Genomic DNA, 19,396 nt, shown 5'->3' with positions numbered 1-19,396 from the left:
AGAAGAGGGAAGAAGACGGCTCAGCTCGCCGCCAGGAGCTGGTCATTGAGCCTCTTGGCCTGGAGACTGAAGGCCTCCAGGCGGGCCTCGATGAGCTGCGGGAAGGCGTTGCCATCGGTCTCGATGGCCAGAAACGGCAGCTTGCGCTCCTGGGCCAGCACGACCGCCCGGGCGCCGTGGGGCCGGTGGCCGCAGGCGGCAAGGAGCTGCCGGGTGCGGCTGGTGGTGAACTGTTCGGAGAGGATCGACTCCGCCACCCGGGTGGGCATGCAGCCGAAGGGCCCGATGGAGATGATGCCGCAGGCCGGGTGCAGAATCTCGTGGAAGGCGGAGCCCACCGTCAGGATGGCCTCGCCGGTGAGTTGGCGGGGGATGAAGGCCTCGCCCAGGCGGACGAGGTCCTGGGGCTGGACGCTCTCGTCGAAGAAGAGCCCCGCCGGGGCCAGGAGGCGCCGGATGCGGTGGTCGAAGAAGCGCTTGACGTAATGCCGCAGCCAGAAGCCCAGGTCCCGCTCCCCCTCGACGCCGGTCTTCACCAGCCAGTCCACGTACTTGATCCATTCGCTGTTCGGCGCGGTACGGACGATGATCCCCCGGTCGGCCAGACGCTCCACCAGACGCTGCAGGGCGATGGGATCGTGGCGGACATAGATCTCGCCAATGAGGGATACCTTGGGGATCTCGGCATAGGGCCGGGAGAGCGGGATGGCGGCCAGGGCCCTGGCACTCGCCTTGAGCTGGCCGGCGATGGCCCGCCAGTCCTGGTCGATCACCGCCAGCACCCGGGCGAATTCCGCCTCCAGCACGGTGAGGCCTTGCTGCCGGTCGGCGGCGCCGGCCAGCACCGTGGACCACATCTCGTCAAAAAGATCGCCGATGATCACCCCCCGCCAGGCGGCGAGCGTGAAGCGGTCGCCCAGCCCGCCGTAGCCGTTCAGGGAGTTGAGGGCCAGGACCGCGGCGTTGGGGATGCGCTGGCGGGCGATGACCCGCTGGGAGAAGACGTGGTACTGGCCGAAGCGGCAGGGCCCCTCTGCCGAGGGCATGAAGTAGGCGGTGACCTCGTCCTCCGGCCGGCCGTTGGTGAGGTAGTGGAGCATGGAGCCGACGGTGGTCTGGAGGGGCAGACACTCCTTGCAGGAGGAATTGCCCCGGCCCAGCTTCAGGATCTCATCGTCGGCCGGCGGCAGGGCCTCGGAACGGACCCCCACCCGGGCAAAGGCCCGGGTGAGCAGCGGCGTGCCGTAGCGGCCCATGGCCGGCACCAGCACCTTGATCCGCTCGTCCCGCAAAGGCAGCCAGCGGCCGGCGGCATCCGTCACCCCCGCCTGGCCATCCCGGTAGTCCACCCGGGAGGGGGCGAAGGCGCGGCGGCCGGCGCTGGCCGGTCGCTCCCTGGTCAGCTGCCGGTAGGAGGCGACGATGTCGAGAAAGGCCTCGATGCGGGTCTCGAGACCGGCGTCGGCGGTGTGGCTGTCCAGCTCCAGGGTCAGGCTGGGCTTGTCGCCCTGGACGTCCCGGAAGTAGGACAACAGGAAGGAATCCGGGCCGCAGGAGAAGTTGGTGATGTAGGTGGCAAAGAGCTGCGGGTGGCGCCGCACCAGCTGGGCGGTCTGCAGGAGCATCCGGCCCAGGGCCCAGTACATGTTCATCTCCGGCGCCAGGGCCTCGGTCTCGAAGGGCAGGCAGTCGAAGGGGATGATGCGCACACCCCGGGAGGCGAGCTTGGCCGGGATGCCCTTGTTGGCCTCCGGCGCGAAGGCGTTGTAGGGCCGCCCGAACAGAACCACCGCCGTGGCGTCCGGGCTGCCCTCCAGGGCGGCCAGGGCCTCGGCGCCCAGCCGCTTCAGATCCTGGCGCAAGGCCTCCTGGGCGGCGATGCCGGCGGCCAGGGCCGCCTCCGCCCCGCGGCGGTCCGCCCCCAGCTCCCGGGCCACCCCGAAGAAGGCCTCCCGGCTGGCCTCGATGCCAGCCGCAAAATCGAAGCAGCCGGACAGGGTGCGGATGCCAGCCAGCTCCGGGAAGGCGGCGGCCAGATAGCTGCCCTCGGCCTGCACAAAGACGCAGGTGCAGGAGGATCCCCCTTCCTCCCGGGGCAGGCCCTTCACATGGGGCAGGAAGAGGATGTCCGGCTGCCGGGCCACCAGATCGGCCATCTGGCCGTGGGCCAGCTCCACCGGATAGCAGAACGGCGCACCCTTGCGGTCGATGCCGGCCGCCACCGGCCGCTCCGGCAGCAGCAGCCGGTAGCCCAGGCCGGCGAAGAAGGCGTTCCACAGGGGAAAATAGGTGTTGACCAGAAAGGAGCGGTTCATGCCCACCGCCGGCCGCCGGTCCTCCGGGCTCGCCGGCGCCAGGTCCCGGAACACCCGCCGCTGCCGGGCCTGCACCAGGTCCAGGCCGGCGGTGTCGACCTTCCGCCGGTGGATGAGGTTGTCGTAGCGGTTGCAGATGCCGCCGAAGGGGTAGATCCGGCCCTCGATGGCGATGCGAGCGATCTCGCAGCCCCGGTCGCAGCGCTCCTTGCCGCCGGTGCAGCGGAAGCTCTTCTTGTGGCTCACCTCCCGGGCTGCCAGCCGGGCAAGATCGAAGGTCCCCGGGGCCAAGAGTCCCTGGTCCAGGCGGTGGCTCACCACCAGGGCGACGCCGAAGGCGCCCATGAGGCCGGGATCCGGCGGCACCACCATCCTCTTGCCGGTCAGCGCCGCCATGGCCACCGGGATGGCCGGGTTGTAGCAGACGCCGCCCTGCATGAAGACCTTGTTGCCCACCGGCCGGTTGCCCTTCACCCGGTTGGTGTAGTTCATGCAAATGGAGTAGACGAGGCCGGCCAGGATATCGTCGGTGGCGATGCCCTCCTGCACCGCACCCTTGATGTCCGAGCCGATGAAGGCGGCGCACTGGTCGTTGAAGTTGGGGGGCCGGGCTCCTGCCAGGGCCCGGGGGCCGATGTCCGCCACCGGGATGCCCAGGCTCTCCTTGGCCGCCTCCTCGAGAAAGGAGCCGGTGCCGGCGGAGCAGGCCTCGTTCATGGCATAGTCGCTGGGCACCCCGTTGGTGATGTAGGTGTACTTGGCATCCTGGCCGCCGATCTCGAAGATGGTGTCCACCTCGGGATCGAAATGCACCGCTGCCGTGGCATGGGCGATGATCTCGTTGATCACCCCGCCGGTCATGGCATGGAGCCCGGCGATCTGACGGCCGGAGCCGGTAACGCCCAGGCCGACGATGCGCACCGGCGCCGCCAGCTGCCGGGCGAGGCTGGCGTAGACCTGGCGCGAGGCGCCCACCGGGTCGCCGTTGGTGCGCAGGTAGTCGGCGGCCAGGATCGCCTTGTCGGCTCGCCGCAGGATCACCCCCTTGGTGGTGGTGGAGCCCACGTCGAGACCGAGCACCGTCTCGTCACCGGCCGCGGCTTCGGCCCAGGGATGGCTCTGGAAGCTCACCTGCTCCTGGAATTCCGCCAGGGGCCGCAGGAAGGAGAAGCTGGTGCCCCGCTCCACCAGCACCCCATCGAGGCCGGGAAAGGCCGGCGCCTCGTTGGCCAGGGCCCACAGCCCGGCTCCCAGGGCCTCGAAGACCGGGGCCTCCGCCGGCACCAGGAGATCCGGAATCTCCTGGCGCAGATAGTGAAGCAGGGTCTGGTTGCGGCTGCAGCCGCCGGCCAGCAGCACCGACTGGTGGGGGGCCTTCCGCAGAAGCTCCAGGATCTTGCCGGCCAGCATCCTGGTGAGGCCGGCCACCACCTGCGGCTTGGGCACCCCCTTGTTGAGGGCGTGGGTGCAGTCGCTCTTGCAGAACACCGAGCAGCGGCCAGAGACCTTGTGCACCTCCTCCGGGATGGCCATGGCCGCCACCTCGGCGAGGGTGATGTTCATACGGCCCAGCTGCTGCAGCAGGAACTCGCCGGTGCCGGAGGCGCACTTGTTGCCGGTATGGATGGCCTGCACCCGGCCGGATTCGTCCAGCTGGTAGACCATGAAGGTCTCGCCGCCGGCACTGACCACCGTGCGGTACGGGTGGCCGGCGGGCAAGAGAAAGGCGGTGGCCAGCTCCACCGCCTCCGGCTCGGAGATGGTGGCCAGGGCCACATAATGTCGGAACTTGCGACCCGTGGCGGCGATGCGCAGCCGGGCCAGATCCGGGATCTCGGCCAGCATGGCCAGGAGGGCCCGGCGGGCGTTGCCCTCGTGGGCCTGGGTCCGGGACCAGAGGATCTCCGGGCCGGCTGTGGACCGGGTGAGGCGCACGAGACCGATGGTCGAGGCGCCCAGACAGATGCCCAGCGCGTCCATGGCTCCTGTTTTTGCCTCCTGGTTTCTGGGAATGACCGTACCGCCGGCAGGCGCCGGCCGTGCGGGAAACCTATCACAAAGGTAGCGGTCGGCAAAGCCCCTTTTTCCGGGGCGAAGGCAGGGGCACAATCCGGAGAGGCAGGCCGCCCGCCTCCCGTGACGGAGGCCGGCAGCTCGACCGGTCGGACGGGTCGGACCCGTCTGACTGGTCCGATCGCCCGCGCCGCACCCCGCCGTCTTTTCAGGGATGGGCCAGGCCCTTCAGATCCTGGGCGTAGAGGGCCTTCAGGGTGGCCAGTGGCACCTCGGTGTGCCAATGGCCGCTGAGGTTGGCGGCCGCCCAGAAGAGGAGGAAGATCCCGAGGACCGCCGCCGGCAGGGCCAGGGCCGGCAGCTGCCGCTGGCCGGGTGCGGCCACGGTCAGACAGTCCTTGGCCGGGCAAACGGCGGTACAGGTCAGGCAGCCGATGCACTCCGGGCTTGTCACCCGCTCCTTGGCCGAGACCCGGATGCCGGCCGGACAGTGCCGGTCGCAGCGGCCGCAGCCGATGCAGGCCGCCGGGCGCCGGTGCACCGCCAGGGGGCTGGCCAGAGCGACCAGGCCCAGGAGGGCGCCGTAGGGGCAAAGGAACCGGCACCAGAGGTTGGGGATCACCAGGGACGGGAAGGGGCGATGAAGAAGTCCAGCATCTTGGCATCCACCACCAGATTGTAGGAGGTGGCCAGGAAGGCCTGGATGGCGGCCAGATCCATCTGCCAGAGGATGATCAAGGCAAAGAAGGCGAAGAGCAGATACTTGGGCACGGTCAGGAGCTGATCGAGCCAGCCTGGCAGCCGCACCAGGATCCCCAACCGCCGGCCGGCGGCTTCCAGCAGGTGGGAGAAGAAGCCCACCGGGCAGATCCAGCCGCAAAAGCCCTTGCGGGCAACGAGCGCGATGGCAATGGCCGCCAGGAAGATGGTGAGCCCCGCCGGATGCACCCGGTCATAGATGCCGGCAAGAAGGAGCTGCTTGGCTGCCACCAGGGCGCTGATGGGCAAAAATCCCTCCACCGCCGGCGGCCGGGGCACAAAGGCCGCCGACTCCCCCCGGGCCCAGTCCAGGAATTGCACGAAGCGCCAGCCGCTGTACAGGCAGACCAGGGCAAAGCCGGTCTGGACCAGGCGGCGCAGGCGGGTGAGGTGACGGTCGGCCCAGAGGCGGGTATCGGCTTGGCGGCTCATGCTGCCAGGGTAGCATGCCCCGGCGGCCGCCTCCTTGACCAGAGTCAAGAGGTGAGGACGAGGGCAAAAAAAAGCGGGTGGCCCAGAACAGGCGCCACCCGCCGGGGAGGGCTAAGGGACAGGAAGCCTAGAAACGCCAGGAGACCGAGAACTCGTAGGAGTCCTCGGCGAGGTCCGACTCCAGGGTGACGTCAGCCGGCGGCCCGCCAAAGTAGCCGGTCTCACTGACCGTATTCTCGAAGGCATGGGTGTAGCCGAGGTTCAGGGACAAGGCCTCGGTGACTTCGTAGCCGATACCAAGGCCGATGTGGGTTTCGACCACGGCCGGAAAGCCAATCAGACGGAAGTACTCGTAGGCGAACTGACCACCGAAGACGTTTAGGCCCTGGACTGGCGGTGCTGCGGCCAGGGCGTTCCAGCCCTGGTGCTCGTTCACCGGATTTTCGCCATAGTTGACGCCGGCCCGCAAGGACAGCTTGTCGATCGGCTTGTACTGAACGCCCAGGGCGAAGACCCACTGGTCGGACCAGTCGAAGTCGGAATAGCCGTCGGCATCCGACCAGTTGAGCCACTTGGCGTCCACCTCCACCAGGAACACCGGATCCGGGTTGTACGCGACCCCGAAGGAGAGCGTCTGGGGCTGCTCCAGGTCAAGATCGTCCAGAACACCGTTGGCGTCGAAGTCGAAGACCCGTTCGTGGGTGACCTTCTGGGCCATGACATAGGAGGCGCCAAGCCGGAAATCGCCAATTTTGTAAATGCCGCCGAGCTGCAGGCCGGCGGTGTAGCCATGGGAGCCGCCGGCCGCCAGATCAAGGTTGGCATAGTCCACGTGCAGGCTCGCCCCCAGCGACAGGCTCTGGTTCACCATCACCGCCAGGTTGGGGGCGAACTTCATGACTTGGTACTCGGTATAGATCGGATTGGGCAGCTCTGTCTGGTTGCGGTAGTCGACCCCCAGGCCCGAGACGCCGTAGGCGGCCAGGCCGAAACGCCAAGTGGGGTTCACCGGCACCGAAAAACCGATGGCCGGGATGACGTAGGGATCCGCCTCGCTCTTGCCGCTGCCCTGCACGCCGCCGGCCGAAGGCGGCACGGCAAGAGGGGGAAAGGTGGAGCTGCTTCTGGCATGCGACGTCGGCACGAAGACCGTACCGGCGAAGTTGAACTCCGAGCCCGGACAATAGGGGCTGAAGCACATGGCGGCGGGGTTGGCGAAGACGGCGCTGATGGCATCCTGGGGCGCGGCCACGCCCACCCCGCCCATGGAGCGGGCGATGGGGCCGATGCCCATCAGGTTGTCACCGTTGGTGGCCTGGGCCGAAGTGCCACCCAGGCAGGCCAGGCCCAGGGCGGTCGCGAGCAGCACACTCTTTTTCACAGCGTCTCCTCCTTCTCCAGTCTCCATGGTTGACGGGCCGCCGGCACAATGGCGGGGTGACCTCACTTCTTGCGGATATAGAAGGTGTATACGCCGCCTGCCTCCTCGGTGTCCAGCAGCTCATTGCCGGTGCGCTTGATCATGGCCGGCAGATCGGTCTTGGAGCCGGCATCGGTGAGGTCCACCCGCAGGACCTTGCCGGAGGCCACGCCGTCCAGGGCCTTCTTGGTGCGCAGCACGGGCATCGGGCAGCTGAGGCCCTTGAGGTCGACAACGGAATCAGGGGTGATGGCGCTCATGGTGCTTCCTCCTTCAAACAGGTGTGGGGGATCAGACGAACAGGCTCATGTTGGCGTCCAGGGCAAAGTCCAGGAAGTCGGCGGCGCCGGCCACCTCGGTGCCGGCCACCAGGTCCTCCTTGCGGACACCGGTCATCTCCAGGGTCGGGGTGCAGGCGATGAGTCGCACGTCGGACGCGACGCAGGCCTCCACCAGCTCCGGGATCGAGGGCCATTTGATCTTGCCGATCATGGACTTCATCATCATGGTGCCCATGGCGGTCATGCCCGGCAGCATGCCCAGGATGTTGGGGAAGGGCACCGGCGACGGCATGGCCGGGTTGGCGATGGGCGCGATCTGCAGGTTGGCGTACTTGTTCTTGTTGACGATATCGACGCCGTAGAGGGTGAAGAAGATGGCCACCTCGGCATCCATGGCCGCGGCCGTGGAGGCGATGATGAGGGGGGGATACGCCATGTCCAGGGTGCCTTTCGAGGCGATGATCGCCACCCGCTTCTTCTTGGTCGTCTCGCTCATGGTGCTGTCCTCCGTCTGGGGCTGGGGAAGATGGTTCACAGGGTTACTGGTTCAGTCTATGAACTTTTTGTACAAAAAAAAGACCCTTACCCGCCAGCGGCCAGCTGGCGCTTCATGGTCTCCATGGAGATATGGAGGATCTCCAGGGCCGCCAGCACCATGGGCCGCTGCGCCGGGTCGATCTGCTCCATCAGCCGGCCGTGGAGGCCGAGGATGAACTCGTCCAGCTCCCGCATCTTCTGCTGGCCGGCCGGGGTGAGGCAGACCAGCTTCACCCGGGCATCGGTGGGATCCGGCAACCGTTTCACCAGGTCCTTGACCTCCAGGCCATCGATGATGACCGTGGCCCGGCTCTTGGCCACCTCCAGGAGGTCCGCCACCTCGAGGCCGGTGATGTAGCGGTGGCGCTCAAAGAGGAGCAGGCAGCGCACCTCGGCCGGGGTCAGCTCGAAGCGCCGGGCCTCCTCGGCCAGGCGGTTGCGGCAGCAATAGTGGATCTCGGCAATGAGCCGGCGCAGGCGCTGGATCTGGGGTCGGTTGTCGGGAGCAGGACCAATCGTTTGGTTCATGTTATGAACCATCCTACGTGACCATAGCTTGGCTGTCAAGGGGAAAAGTGAACAGTGTGAACAAATGGCCAGTCCCGATCCAACGGGCAGCTCGGGCTCGGGATTCCAGCTCGGCCGCTTGCAATCCCGCGCCCCCTTCCCCTATGATGCCCGCAACGGGGGACGCCGCTGGAGGAAACTGCCGCGCGCCACCCGAGACCGGGTGCCTCGGCTCCAGGTCACCCGGGGCGACACGCCCCACCTTGGTCGGCGGGCCGCCCTTTCCTGCAGCGCGTTTGTGGGAATCCCGCCGGATGAAGACCCTGCCTCTGCCGCCCTACCATCTCTTCCACTGCCGGGGGCAGCCTTTTGCCTTCGACATCCGTACCGGTCTCGTGCTCAGGCTGGACGACGCCGCCTTTGCCCTCCTGGCCGCAGAGGCTCCGGATGACGGCCCGGCCCCGGCCAGCGGCGGAACCGGCGCCCGGGAAGCCAGGCACGAGCTGGATCTCTTGCGGAGCCAGGGGATCCTGACCGGTCCCATCGAGATCCCTGACCACCGGGATGATGTGCAGTACGTTGACCGGCTGCTGCCCGGCAGCATCAACAGTCTGACCTTAAGCGTCGCCCAGGCCTGCAACCTGCGCTGCCGCTACTGTTACATCGCGGCCAACGGCGCGCTGGCCAACGGCCTCATGTCCGAAGAGACCGCCCGGCAAGCAGTGGATTTCCTGTTCGCCCACAGCAGCAAGGACAGGATCGGCATCACCTTTTTCGGCGGCGAGCCCCTGCTCAACCAGGCGGTCATCCGCTTCGTGGTGGCTTACAGCCAGAAGGTCGCCGCAGCCGCCGGACGGAAGGTGGGGTATTCCGTCACCACCAACGCCACGCTCCTTTCCGGGGAGCTTCTGGACTTCATGCTGGCACACCGGTTCGGCATCATGGTCAGCATGGACGGCCCCCGGGACGTCCACGACCGGGCCCGCCCCTTTGCGGACGGCGCCGGCTCCTTCGATACAGCGGTCCGGAATGTCCGGGGCCTCCTGGCGCGGGGCAGATCGGTCAACGCTCGCTGCACCCTCTCCAACCTCTGCCTGAACCAGCTGCGCATCGTCCAGGCCCTGGAGGAGATCGGGTTCCGCAAGGTCACCATCACCCCCAGCTGGGGCAGGGCCCGTGAGCATTGGCCTTTCGACATCGGGCCGCAGGAGAACGACTACCTCCGCCGGCAGGATGATTTCTTCATGGACCGGCTGCTCGACCAGCTGGCCCAGGGGCGCAAGGTCCGTTTCGATCCCTGGGCCAAGGCGGTGCGAGCCATCCACACCCGGGCGCATCCGCGCCTGCCTTGCGGCGTCGGGCGGGGAACCCTCACGGCAGGGGTGGACGGCAGCCTCTATCCCTGCCATCGCTACGTGGGCGAGGAGCGCTACCGCATCGGCGATGTGCGACAGGGCCTGGATCGATCACGCCTGGCCGCCTACTTCAAGACCTATTTCCAGAGCCGGGACCGGTGTGACACCTGCTGGGCCGTGAAGCTCTGCCAGCGCGTCTGTCCCTGGCACGTCACCCAGGCCGACGGCCAGGGGCATTCGCCTTCGGACTGGCTCTGCGCCTCCTTGCGCACCTGGTACGAACAGGGCATGTGGCTCTATGACGTCATCCGGCGGCGCTATCCCTGGTATCTGGCGGAGGTGGCGGGAGGCGGCAGAGTTCGGCCGAAGCGGCCGGGCCGGCGTCATTCACAAGTGGACAACAAGCTTGGGAGGGAAGCGCGATGACAGAAGACGACAAAAAATCACTGCCAGTCGCGACAGGTCAAGGCTTATGCCAAGGCCGCCTGTGCCGGCGGGCCTTCATGAAGAAGGCCGGCCTCGTCACCGCCTGCCTGGGCCTGAGCCATTTCAGGCTGCTCAATCTCGATGCCCATGCCTATTCAGTGGATCCGGGCCACCTGACCGACGCCACCTGCGACCCGTGCGACCGGGCCTGCGACCTGGGCGCCGACATCTGCCAGGCCTGCGACCGCGTGTGCGAAATCGTGGGCGACGTCTGCTCCAGCTGCGAGACCGGCTGCGAACTGGTGGGCGATCTCTGCGACTCCTGTGACCTGCCCTGCGACACGGCCTGCGACATGGTCGCGGATATCTGCGCCACCTGTGACAGCGCCTGTGAGATCCAGCTCGATGCCTGCGGCACCTGTGACAGCGCCTGCGAGGTTTTCTGCGATGGCTGCGACACCGGCGACACCCCGTGCGGGGCCGGGGATCAGGGCTGCTCCGGAGGCTGTGACACCGATATGGTGGCCCCGGCCATACCTGGCAGCCTGATTCTGCTCGGTACCGGGGTGGCCGGCGTCATCGCGGGGCGGCTGCGCAAGAAGGCACAGGAGTAATATGGTCTTCGGCGGTGGAGCCATCGGCTTCCTTGAAAATCCTCATGTCACCGGAGGATTTTCAAGGATAACGCCTAGAGCAGCATGCGGATGCCCACCAGAAGAAGCAGGACGGCAAAGATCCTCTTCAAAGGGTGTACCGGCAGGCGATGCGCCAGGTGGGCGCCCAAGGGGGCAGTGAGCACCGAGGCCACGACAATGCCGGCCAGGGCGGGCAGGTACAGGAAGCCGAGGGTCTCAGGCGGCAAGCCCGGCTGCCCCAGGCCGTTCACCAGGTAGCCCAGGGCCCCGGCCACCGCGATGGGAAAGCCGATGGCCGCCGAGGTGCCGATGGCCTGATGCAACGGCAGGTTGCACCAGACCATGAACGGGACCGACATGGTGCCGCCGCCGATGCCCACCAGGCTGGAGATGACGCCGATGCCGCCACCGACCGCCGCCATGCTCAGGACCCCCGGCAGCTGCCGGGAGGGCTGCGGCCGCCGGTCGAAAAGCATCTGGGCCGCGACCCAGAACAGGAACAGGGCGAAGAAGACCTTGAGAAAGCCGGTGGGCAGGCGGGCCGCCACCCCGGAGCCCAGGAAGGTGCCCAGGAGGATGCCGGGGGTGATCCGGCGCACCACCGGCCACTGCACGGCGCCCCGGCGGTGGTGGGCCCGGAAGCTGGACACCGAGGTGAAGACGATGGAGGCCAGGGAGGTGCCCAGGGCCAGGTGCATGATGGCTGCAACAGGCAGGCCCTGGACGCCGAAGCACCAGACCAGCATGGGCACGATCACTAGGCCGCCGCCCACCCCCAGGAGGCCGGCCAGGACCCCGGCCACCGCCCCGGCCACCAGATAGGCCAGAAGGGAAAGGAGCATTGCGTTGCGGCCACGGCCCCTCAGCTGCCAGCGGCCTCGGGCTCGGCATCCAGGGCGCCGCTCTTCTTCAAGGCCGCCACGCCCCCCTGGAGGTTCACCGCCCGCTCGCCCAGGCCGGCATGGTCCAGCTGGCGCAGGGCCTCGTAGGAGCGGACCCCGGAGTTGCAGACCACGAACAGCTTCTTGTCCCGGGGGATCTCGTGCAGGCGCTCGTGCAGGGTCTCCTGGGGGATGTTCTGCCAGCGCGCCCCGAAGCGGGCCACGAAAGGGGCGGCGTTGGCCGGGCCCCGCACATCCAGACAAAGGACCTCCGGGTCCGCCTGCCGGATGAACAGCTCCTCGAGCTCCTCCACCTCAGCGGTGCGGTTGAGGCCGTCCAGGATGTTCTCGGCGGTGTTGGCCACCGCGTTGACGATGTCCATGGCCGAGGCATAGGGCGGGGAATACGCTACCTCCAGGTTGGAGAGGTCCTCCACCGTCGGCCGGTGGGGCAGGAGGGCGGCGATGGCGTCGATGCGGCCGGTGAGGGCGTCGCCGTTGCCGGAGACACCCTGCACCCCCAGCACCCGGCGGCTCTTTTTGTCCACCACCAGCTGCAGGGACATGAGATCCATGCCCGGGAAGAAATGGGCCCGGTCCGCCTGGATGACCAGGGCCTTCACGGCATCGAAGCCGGCCTGCCGGGCCTGGGGAAAAGACAGCCCCGCCGAGGCCACCGCCATGTCGAAGACCCGCAGGCAGAAGGCGCCGGTGGAGCCCGGGAAGGTGGCGTGACCGCCGGCCAGATTGGTGCCGATGATCCGGCCCTGGCGGTTGGCCAGGGAGCCCTGGGGGAAGTGGAAGGGCCGGCCGGAGATGAGGTGCTGCACCTCGATGCAGTCGCCGCCGGCAAAGATCCTCGGGTCCGAGGTCTCCAGTCGGGCATTGACCATCACCGCCCCCCGGGGGGAGACGGTAAGACCGGCGGCTGCGGCCAGCTCGCCGTTGGGCACCACGCCCACCGCCGTGAGCACGAGATCCGCCGCCAGCTCCCGGCAGCCCGTGGCCACCACCAGACCGGCTCCGCCGGCGCCCGGCCGGATCTCCTGCACCGTCTCGCCGGTCCTCACCGTCACCCCCTTCTCCTCCAGATGGCGCCGCACCATGCGGCCCAGGGACGGATCGAGGATGCCCGGCAGCACCGACGGTGCCACCTCCACCAGGGTGGTCTCGATGCCCCAGAGATCGGTGAAGGCCTCGGCCATCTCGCAGCCGATGGCTCCGGCGCCGATGACGACCACCCGCCCCACCTCGCCTTTGGCCATCCGCTCTTTGATGGCCACGGCATCGTGGATGTTGGCCACCCCCCGCACCCCGGGCAGGTCGATGCCCGGGATGGCCAGCCGCCGGGGCCGGGCACCGGTGGCCAGCACCAGCCGGTCGTAGGGCAGCTCCTCCTCGCTACCGCTGTCCAGATGGCGCACCCGCACCGTCCGGGCCGCCCGGTCGATGGCCAGGGCCCGGGTCAGGTTCATGACCCGCACCCCCTTGGCCTCGGCAAAGAACTTCGGGGTGCGCGGCATATGGAAGCTGGTGCTCATGAGGGCCTGGACGTCCGAGACATCCCCGGAGATGAAATAGGGGATGCCGCAGCCGCCATAGGAGATGAGCTCGTCCTGGTCGATCATGAGCACGTCATCGTCCGGCCGCAGGCGCTTCAGACGACAGGCCACCTTGGGGCCGAGGGCCACGGCGCCGATGATCAGAACGCGTTGCTTGTCCATGGTCGGGATCCGTAAGGGTGCTGGGCGTGATGGCCGGCGGCGCGGGCTGTTCGTGGCAGGCCGGCGAAAAAGGATGCAGGACGGTGGATGCGGCAGGGGCACTGGCGGCCCGAGCCGCGAACAGGGAGTGAGGCTGGCCCCGGGTCAGGCCTGGGCTAGGCGCGGTCCGCCCGCTCGCTGGCTCCGGTCTCCTGGCCCTGGTCGTCCCCGGTCACCAGCCGCAGATCGGGCTGCCGGGAGCGGACCTCGCCGTTGATCACCGCCCCGGGCTCCACCGACAGGTCGCTGGTCTCGACGCGACCCTGGATGACCGCCCCCTTCATGACCACCAGCTTGGCGGCCCGGAGGTTGCCCTCCACCCGGCCCTGGCACAGGACCTGGGCCGCGTGGATATCCCCGTGCACCACGCCAGTCTCGCCGACGATCAGGTATTCGCCGCGGATGTCACCCTCGATGCGGCCGTCAAAGCGGAGCTTCCCCTTGAAGGTGGCATCACCGGTCAGGGTCATGTCCTTGCCGATGATGCACGTGATGGCGTGGGCGGTGCTGTCCTTGCTCTTGCCGAACCAGCTCATGGCAGGCCCTCCTCCACCGGTCGCCCCTGGCCGGCCACCTGCACGAAGCGCATGGGGTCCAGGGGCTGATCCTGGAAATGGATGGCGTAGTGCAGGTGGGGGCCGGTGCTGCGGCCGGAGCTGCCCAGAAGGCCCACGACCTGGCCCCGCTCCACCACCGCATCCCGGGGCACCAGGGCCTTCTTCAAATGGTAGAAGTAGGTGACGAAGCCGTTGCCGTGCTCGATCTCGACGTAGTTGCCGAAGGCCCCGGAATAGCCAGTGTCCCGTACCCGGCCGTTGGCGGTGGCGGTCACCGGGGTGCCGTACTGCTGGCGGATGTCGATACCGCCATGGAAGGCCGGCCGGTTGTTCACCGGATCCCGCCGGCGGCCGAAGGCAGAGGAGAGGGTGCCAGTGACCGGGGCGCCCAGGGGCACGGCGGACACGGCGTCCAGGTAGGAGTCGACCTTGAAGGTGATCTCGGAAACGGCCTCCTGGCTTGGGGCGGCAAAGGGGCCGCCGGCGCTGGCCGCATCCTCGTGCACCGGCAGCTCCACCCCCACCGAGCTGAGCACCGCCTCGATGCGCCGGCTGCGCTCCGCCAGCTCGGCCAGGGCCGTCTGCAGCTGCTCCTCCCGGCTCGCCTCCTGGGTGCGGATCCGGTCCTGGAGGCGCTGGTTGATGACCTGGGTGGTCTCCAGGTTGTCCTTGAGGCTGTCCCGGCTGGTGACCAGCACCAGGTTGTCCACGAAATAGGTGAAGGAGACGGCGGTGCCGACGGCCAGGCCCACGAACAGGGAGGCCGCGAGCAGCAGCGTGGTCTTCAACCGGGTCTTGGAGACGACAAAGGCCCGGGTGGCGCCGGTCTCGCCCGTGATCACGATGTGCAAGCGTGGCTTCATGGGTCCACCGTGCTGGGGTTGGCAGGGGGCACAATCTTTGGACTAGTACCTGAAAACGGCCTGCGGCGCCAGGAGAAAATGCCCGCTGCTCAGGGCCGTGCGCCAGCCAGCTGCGCCTCCAGATCACCGGCCACCCGGCTGGCCAGCTCCGCCAAGGCCGCACTCATGGCCGCCGCCGCATCCTCCGGATGGGGGCTGGCACAGGGCCGGCGGGCCTGGTAGCCCCGGCGCCACAAAACCGGCGGCTGGGTGGCCGGCGCCTCCCGGTCCATCAGGAGCAGATGGACGGCCACCACCGCCTCCCAGCCATCGGCGCCGTGCCAGTGCACGAACTCCTCAACAGAGCCTTCCAGCCAGAGCCGCGGCTGCACGGCGCTGTCCTCGGTGACCACCCCGGCCAGCCGCTGCCGGCCCCGCAGCTCCCGGACCAGGGCGGTGGTGACGAGCTGGCCGGGGTCAGCCTGCCAGCGGTGGTAGAAGTAGGCCTCCAGGCGAAAGGCCTGTTCCCGGAACAGAAGCCGGTCGGTGTCGAACGGCGGCACCGCGGCCAGCTGCCGCACCCCCAAGACCACCGGAATGGCCAGGCCCGGCGCCGGGCCCGGGGACGGGTATTCCAGACCCAGATGCACGACCTCCGGCGGAAGCGCCGCCGGGCCGGCACAGCCGGCCGCACCAAGAAGGGCCAGGGCCAGGATCCAGGCAGCGGCAGGGACAGGGGGGCGGGCCGTCATGGTGCAGACTCCTTGCCGGGCGAAAGACGCGGGCGCTCCTGCTCGCGGGGCGCGGGCGGATGGTCGAAGAGCAGGCGGGACGGCCGGTCCTGCACCGTGTCCAGCAGCCGATCCAGGTTGGCCGCTGCCTGGTCCAGGCGGCGGCCGGTGCTGACGATCTGCCGCTCCAGGGTCGAAAGGCGCCGGTCGGTGCTGTCCAAGAGGCCGCTGCCTCTGGCCACGAGCTCCCGGGTCCCCGCCAGGGTGGTCGTGAGCTCATCCAGGACGGCCCGGAGGGCCGGCTCCTCCCGGGTGATGAGGGTGCCAGCCCGCTGGGCCGTGGAGCCGATCCCGGCAGCGGCACCCCGGGCCTCGGCCAGCAGCCCCTCCAGGGAGGCGACCAGCCGGTCCAGGCGCTCGGGGTCCAGGGCGGTGCCCAGGGAGGCCAGCACCCGGCGCAGATCCCCGGATATGGAGGCCACATCGGCAGCGGCCATGGTCGCGTTCAGGCCGGCCAGGGTCTCCTTGAGGCTGGCAGACAGCCCCGGCAGGTCCAGGGCCTGGATCTGCTGCAGGGCCTCGTCGATGCCGCTCAAGAGCTGCCGGATGTCCGAGGGCTTGGAGGGGATGACCGGATAGTCGGTGGGAAAGCTCAGGCCCGGCGAGCGGTCCAGGTCACCCGGCCGCAGCCGGTCCATCTCGATGAACATGCTGCCGGTGATCCCCACCACCTTGAGCTGGGCGATGGCATCCTCCCCCACCTGATGCTCGGCGCGGATGGCCATGACCACCTGCACCAGACGGGAGTCCGGCGCCACATCGATGCGCTCCACCCGGCCGATGGGCACCCCCCGGTACTTGACCGGCGAGTCCACATCCAGCCCCTGCACCGACTCGTTGAAGTAGGTGACAAAGCGGCGGCCCTGCTCCAGAAAGCGGCTCATGCCGAGCCAGACCAGGGCCAAGAGGGCGATGGCGGTGCCACCGGCCATGAAGAGTCCCACCGTGAATTTGGCGCGGGGCGAGGCCATGGGGATCCTAGGACGCCGGTTGGCGGTCGAAGAAGCGCCGTACCTGCGGGTTCGGGGAATGCCGCCGCAGCTCCTCGGGGACGCCGGTGGCGATGATGCCCCGGCTTTGCCGGTCCAGCATGATCACCCTCTGGCCCACCGCGAAGATGCTGGCCAGCTCGTGGGTGACCAGCACCATGGTGGTGCCCAGGCGGCGATTGAGATCGAGGATGAGCTCGTCGAGCTCTGCGGAGGTCACCGGATCCAGTCCCGCCGACGGCTCATCGAAAAAGAGGATCCTGGGGTTCAAGGCCATGGCCCGGGCCAGACCGGCCCTTTTCCGCATGCCGCCGGACAGCTGGGACGGGTAGTGGCCCTCGTAGCCGGCCAGCCCCACCAGCCCCAGCTTCAGCCGCACCAGGTTGGCCACCGCCCGGGGCGGCAGGCTGGTGTACTCCCGGATCGGCAGCGCCACGTTCTCGGCCACGGTCATGGAGCCGAACAGGGCGCCACTCTGATAGAGGATGCCGATGGAGGCCAGGATCCGCTGGTAGCCCGCCTCATCGTTGGGATCAACAACTTCATCTGCGATGCGGATTCGGCCGGCCAGGGGCGGCTGCAGGCCCACCAGGTGCCGCAACAACGTGCTCTTGCCGCAGCCACTGCCGCCCAGGATGACGAAGATCTCCCCTTCGTACACCTCGAAGCTGATGCGGTCAAGGATGACCGTCTCGCCATAGCCGGCCACCAGGTCTTCCACCTGGATGATGGGTGGGCCGTGGACACCGACAGACACGGACGGTCACCGACGGCCACGGACCGGCGAGGGCTGGCGATGCTGCTGCCGGTGCCGGTACATGCGCTCGGAGAAGCCACCCTCGGCCTCGAAGGCCTGGGCCTGGGCCGCCAGCTGGCGGTCCAGAAGATGGCAGCAGAGATTCAACAAGGACAGAGCCGCGTTGGCCACCAGGGCGGCCGGAGTCGATGGTCCGTGCTCGTCCATGTCCGTCCGTGTCTGTCCATGGATGCCATGCTCTTCTGCCAGCCAGGCGCGCACCTCCTCCAGGGTGGCGCAGCGCCGGGCCTTGAAGCGCCGCAGGGCCGGATGGCTCGGCGGCCACTGGGGAAGGTCACGCTGCCGCAGGAAGTCTTCGTAGTCCAGGCGCAGCTCCTCCAGGCTGGCCCGGGCAACGCCGGTCAGCTTAAGCTCGCTCTTCTTCGAGGTCCCTGAGGCTTGGCTGCCTTCGGCGATGTTCTGCACCCCGCTCCGGGCCGCCTGCACCATCTGGTCCCGGGTTCGGCTCCGCCGGTCCACATACAGGTCGCAGAAGCGCACCGTGAGATCATAGATCAGTCTCGCCAGCTGGAAGCTCTTGAGCCGGCGAAAGCCGCCATGCCGCGGAATGAGGGGCTCGGACCCGACCATGGCTACGCCCGCCAATACCGCAGGATCACCGCGAACAGCGAGTCCCAGACGATGATGAGAAAGATGCCGGTGACCACCGACGAGGTGGTGGCCTGGCCGACCGCCGCCGGCCCGCCCCGGGCCTGGAAGCCCCGCAGGCAGCCGATGCCGGCGATCATCACTGCAAAGATCATGGACTTGCCGGCCCCCCAGAAGACGTCGAAGACGGTGAGGGTTTTGGCGGTCTGGGCCAGATAGGCGCTTACGGTCAGATCCAGACCGAAGATCCCCACCACCAGGCCGCCGGCAATCGCCACCACGTCCGAGAACAGGGTCAGGAAAGGCACCACCGCCACGGTGGCCAGAAGCCGGGGCACCGCCAGGAAGAGCACCGGATCCAGGCCCATGGTGACGAGGGCGTCCACCTCCTCCGAGATCTTCATGGTGGCGATCTCGGCGGCATAGGCGGAGCCGGAGCGGCCGGCCACCAGAATGGCGGTCATGATCGGCCCCAGCTCCCGGGTCATGGCCAGGCTGACCAGGGAGGCCACGTAGACGTTGGCGCCGAACTGCTGCAGCTGCACCGCTGACATGAAGGCCATGATCAGGCCCAGAAGGAAGCTGATGAGACCGACGATGGGCAGGGCCTGGACGCCGGTGCGCTCCATGACGCCCCAGACCTCATCGAGGCGCAGGCCCCGGGGCCGGCGCAGCAGCCCGGCCATGGCCAGGATCAGGCTGCCGACAAAGGTGATCGCCTCCCGGATGGCCTCGGCCTGCCGGATGGTCACCTCGCCCAGGAGGGTGAGGGGCTGGACCCCGGCGGCCCGGCTGGCGGGACGTATGCCGGTCAGCTCCTCGAAGCGCACCAGGCCCAGCAGCTCCTGGTGCTCGGGCTTAAGGCCCACCAGGGCAAACGGCCGACGGCGCTCGGCCATGATCGCCTGGGCCTCCAGGAGCACCAGCACCCCAAAGTCGTCCAGGGCGGTGATCCTGGCCATGTCCACCAGCAGGGTGGCGGGCCGATGCTCGGCCAGCAGCTGGCCCACCTCCCGCACCAGGGCGGCGGCGGTGGTCCGGTCCAGGGGGCCGGCCAGTTCCAGGGTGGAGACGCCGCCTGCCTGCCGGTGCAGGGCCACGGAGGCCATCCCCGTCGACGGGGGGGTGGCCTGGACCTCGTCCGTCACGCTCATGACCCGGGGTTGGGGAACCGCAGGCCGAGCAGGCCCGCCTCGTCCAGGTTGAACCGCTCCAGGAGCCCCCCCTGGTCCAGCTGGAAGAGCAGCCAGCCCTGGGGGGCGCTGCCTCCCCCCAGGGGCAGGGCGATCTCCAGCCCCCGGCTACCGGTGGGATGCCGCCGGTCCACCCGGTAGGGGGTGAGAACCCGGTGGCTGGAGCCGCTGGCCTGGTGGAAGGTGACGCCGCTGTAACTGGTGCCGAGCACGCCCTGGTCGCCTTCGGCGCTGCCCCGGGAGGCGGCAGCCACCACCCGCAGCTCCGGATCCAGCAGCAGGATGCCGGAATACG

The 19,396-nt window shown here is 68.6% G+C and carries 19 protein-coding genes; 2 read left to right on the top strand and 17 right to left on the bottom strand.

Features of this window, described 5'->3' with window-relative positions; all coding sequences use genetic code 11:
* Positions 1-20: 20 nt before the first annotated feature.
* From AB1634_07875 to AB1634_07845, 7 genes are all read right to left on the bottom strand, one after another.
* Positions 21-4,295 carry an acyl-CoA dehydratase activase gene (locus AB1634_07875; protein ID MEW6219437.1) on the bottom strand — a complete coding sequence of 1,425 codons (4,275 nt, stop codon included), beginning with the start codon at positions 4,293-4,295 and terminating at the stop codon, positions 21-23.
* 241 nt (positions 4,296-4,536) lie between these two features.
* Entirely contained in the window at positions 4,537-4,950 is a 414-nt protein-coding gene (locus AB1634_07870; GenBank protein ID MEW6219436.1) for a 4Fe-4S dicluster domain-containing protein, read from the bottom strand.
* Positions 4,947-5,519, bottom strand: coding sequence for a 4Fe-4S binding protein (locus AB1634_07865; protein ID MEW6219435.1), 573 nt, complete (start codon positions 5,517-5,519; stop codon positions 4,947-4,949). The genes AB1634_07870 and AB1634_07865 overlap by 4 nt, the downstream gene beginning before the upstream one ends.
* Positions 5,520-5,646: 127 nt before the next feature.
* On the bottom strand, positions 5,647-6,900 hold the full coding sequence (locus tag AB1634_07860; GenBank protein ID MEW6219434.1) for an outer membrane protein transport protein: 1,254 nt from the start codon (positions 6,898-6,900) through the stop codon (positions 5,647-5,649).
* Between the two features lie 62 nt (positions 6,901-6,962).
* The gene (locus AB1634_07855; GenBank protein ID MEW6219433.1) at positions 6,963-7,199 is read right to left on the bottom strand and encodes a sulfurtransferase TusA family protein; all 237 of its coding nucleotides are present in this window, start codon (positions 7,197-7,199) and stop codon (positions 6,963-6,965) included.
* Positions 7,200-7,230: 31 nt separating this feature from the next.
* On the bottom strand, positions 7,231-7,716 hold the full coding sequence (locus AB1634_07850; GenBank protein ID MEW6219432.1) for a DsrE/DsrF/DrsH-like family protein: 486 nt from the start codon (positions 7,714-7,716) through the stop codon (positions 7,231-7,233).
* Between the two features lie 86 nt (positions 7,717-7,802).
* On the bottom strand, positions 7,803-8,285 hold the full coding sequence (locus tag AB1634_07845; GenBank protein MEW6219431.1) for a MarR family transcriptional regulator: 483 nt from the start codon (positions 8,283-8,285) through the stop codon (positions 7,803-7,805).
* Positions 8,286-8,578: 293 nt separating this feature from the next.
* Between AB1634_07845 and AB1634_07840 the strand changes: the two genes are divergently transcribed.
* Together AB1634_07840 and AB1634_07835 are read left to right on the top strand one after the other, a co-directional pair.
* On the top strand, positions 8,579-10,045 hold the full coding sequence (locus tag AB1634_07840; GenBank protein ID MEW6219430.1) for a radical SAM protein: 1,467 nt from the start codon (positions 8,579-8,581) through the stop codon (positions 10,043-10,045).
* Between the two features lie 77 nt (positions 10,046-10,122).
* A complete protein-coding gene (locus AB1634_07835; protein MEW6219429.1) occupies positions 10,123-10,659 on the top strand; it encodes a hypothetical protein in 537 nt (178 codons plus the stop codon).
* 74 nt (positions 10,660-10,733) lie between these two features.
* Here AB1634_07835 and AB1634_07830 read toward each other — a convergent pair whose 3' ends face one another.
* The 10 genes from AB1634_07830 to AB1634_07785 form a co-directional block, all read right to left on the bottom strand.
* A complete protein-coding gene (locus AB1634_07830) occupies positions 10,734-11,522 on the bottom strand; it encodes a sulfite exporter TauE/SafE family protein (protein ID MEW6219428.1) in 789 nt (262 codons plus the stop codon).
* Between the two features lie 20 nt (positions 11,523-11,542).
* Positions 11,543-13,285, bottom strand: coding sequence for an FAD-dependent oxidoreductase (locus tag AB1634_07825; protein ID MEW6219427.1), 1,743 nt, complete (start codon positions 13,283-13,285; stop codon positions 11,543-11,545).
* A 155-nt stretch (positions 13,286-13,440) separates the two neighbouring features.
* Positions 13,441-13,860, bottom strand: coding sequence for a polymer-forming cytoskeletal protein (locus AB1634_07820; GenBank protein MEW6219426.1), 420 nt, complete (start codon positions 13,858-13,860; stop codon positions 13,441-13,443).
* The gene (locus AB1634_07815) at positions 13,857-14,744 is read right to left on the bottom strand and encodes a M23 family metallopeptidase (protein ID MEW6219425.1); all 888 of its coding nucleotides are present in this window, start codon (positions 14,742-14,744) and stop codon (positions 13,857-13,859) included. The genes AB1634_07820 and AB1634_07815 overlap by 4 nt, the downstream gene beginning before the upstream one ends.
* Before the next feature lie 89 nt (positions 14,745-14,833).
* Positions 14,834-15,475, bottom strand: coding sequence for an ABC-type transport auxiliary lipoprotein family protein (locus tag AB1634_07810; GenBank protein ID MEW6219424.1), 642 nt, complete (start codon positions 15,473-15,475; stop codon positions 14,834-14,836).
* A complete protein-coding gene (locus AB1634_07805; protein ID MEW6219423.1) occupies positions 15,472-16,485 on the bottom strand; it encodes an MlaD family protein in 1,014 nt (337 codons plus the stop codon). Before AB1634_07805 ends, AB1634_07810 begins: the two co-directional genes overlap by 4 nt.
* Positions 16,486-16,492: 7 nt before the next feature.
* Positions 16,493-17,260: an ATP-binding cassette domain-containing protein gene (locus tag AB1634_07800; GenBank protein MEW6219422.1), complete on the bottom strand. Its 768-nt coding sequence runs from the start codon at positions 17,258-17,260 to the stop codon at positions 16,493-16,495.
* A gap of 6 nt (positions 17,261-17,266) precedes the next feature.
* Complete coding sequence (locus AB1634_07795) at positions 17,267-17,890, bottom strand: four helix bundle suffix domain-containing protein (protein MEW6219421.1); 624 nt, start codon at positions 17,888-17,890, stop codon at positions 17,267-17,269.
* Positions 17,891-17,892: 2 nt separating this feature from the next.
* The gene (locus tag AB1634_07790; GenBank protein ID MEW6219420.1) at positions 17,893-19,056 is read right to left on the bottom strand and encodes an MlaE family lipid ABC transporter permease subunit; all 1,164 of its coding nucleotides are present in this window, start codon (positions 19,054-19,056) and stop codon (positions 17,893-17,895) included.
* Positions 19,057-19,058: 2 nt separating this feature from the next.
* On the bottom strand, positions 19,059-19,396 hold a 338-nt coding region (locus tag AB1634_07785; GenBank protein ID MEW6219419.1), incomplete at its 5' end, for a hypothetical protein.

It is taken from the genome of Thermodesulfobacteriota bacterium (assembly GCA_040755095.1).
Lineage (GTDB): Bacteria > Desulfobacterota > Desulfobulbia > Desulfobulbales > JBFMBH01 > JBFMBH01.
The sequence above is the reverse complement of the archived record's forward strand: the minus strand, read 5'-3'. Positions and strand labels throughout refer to the sequence as shown.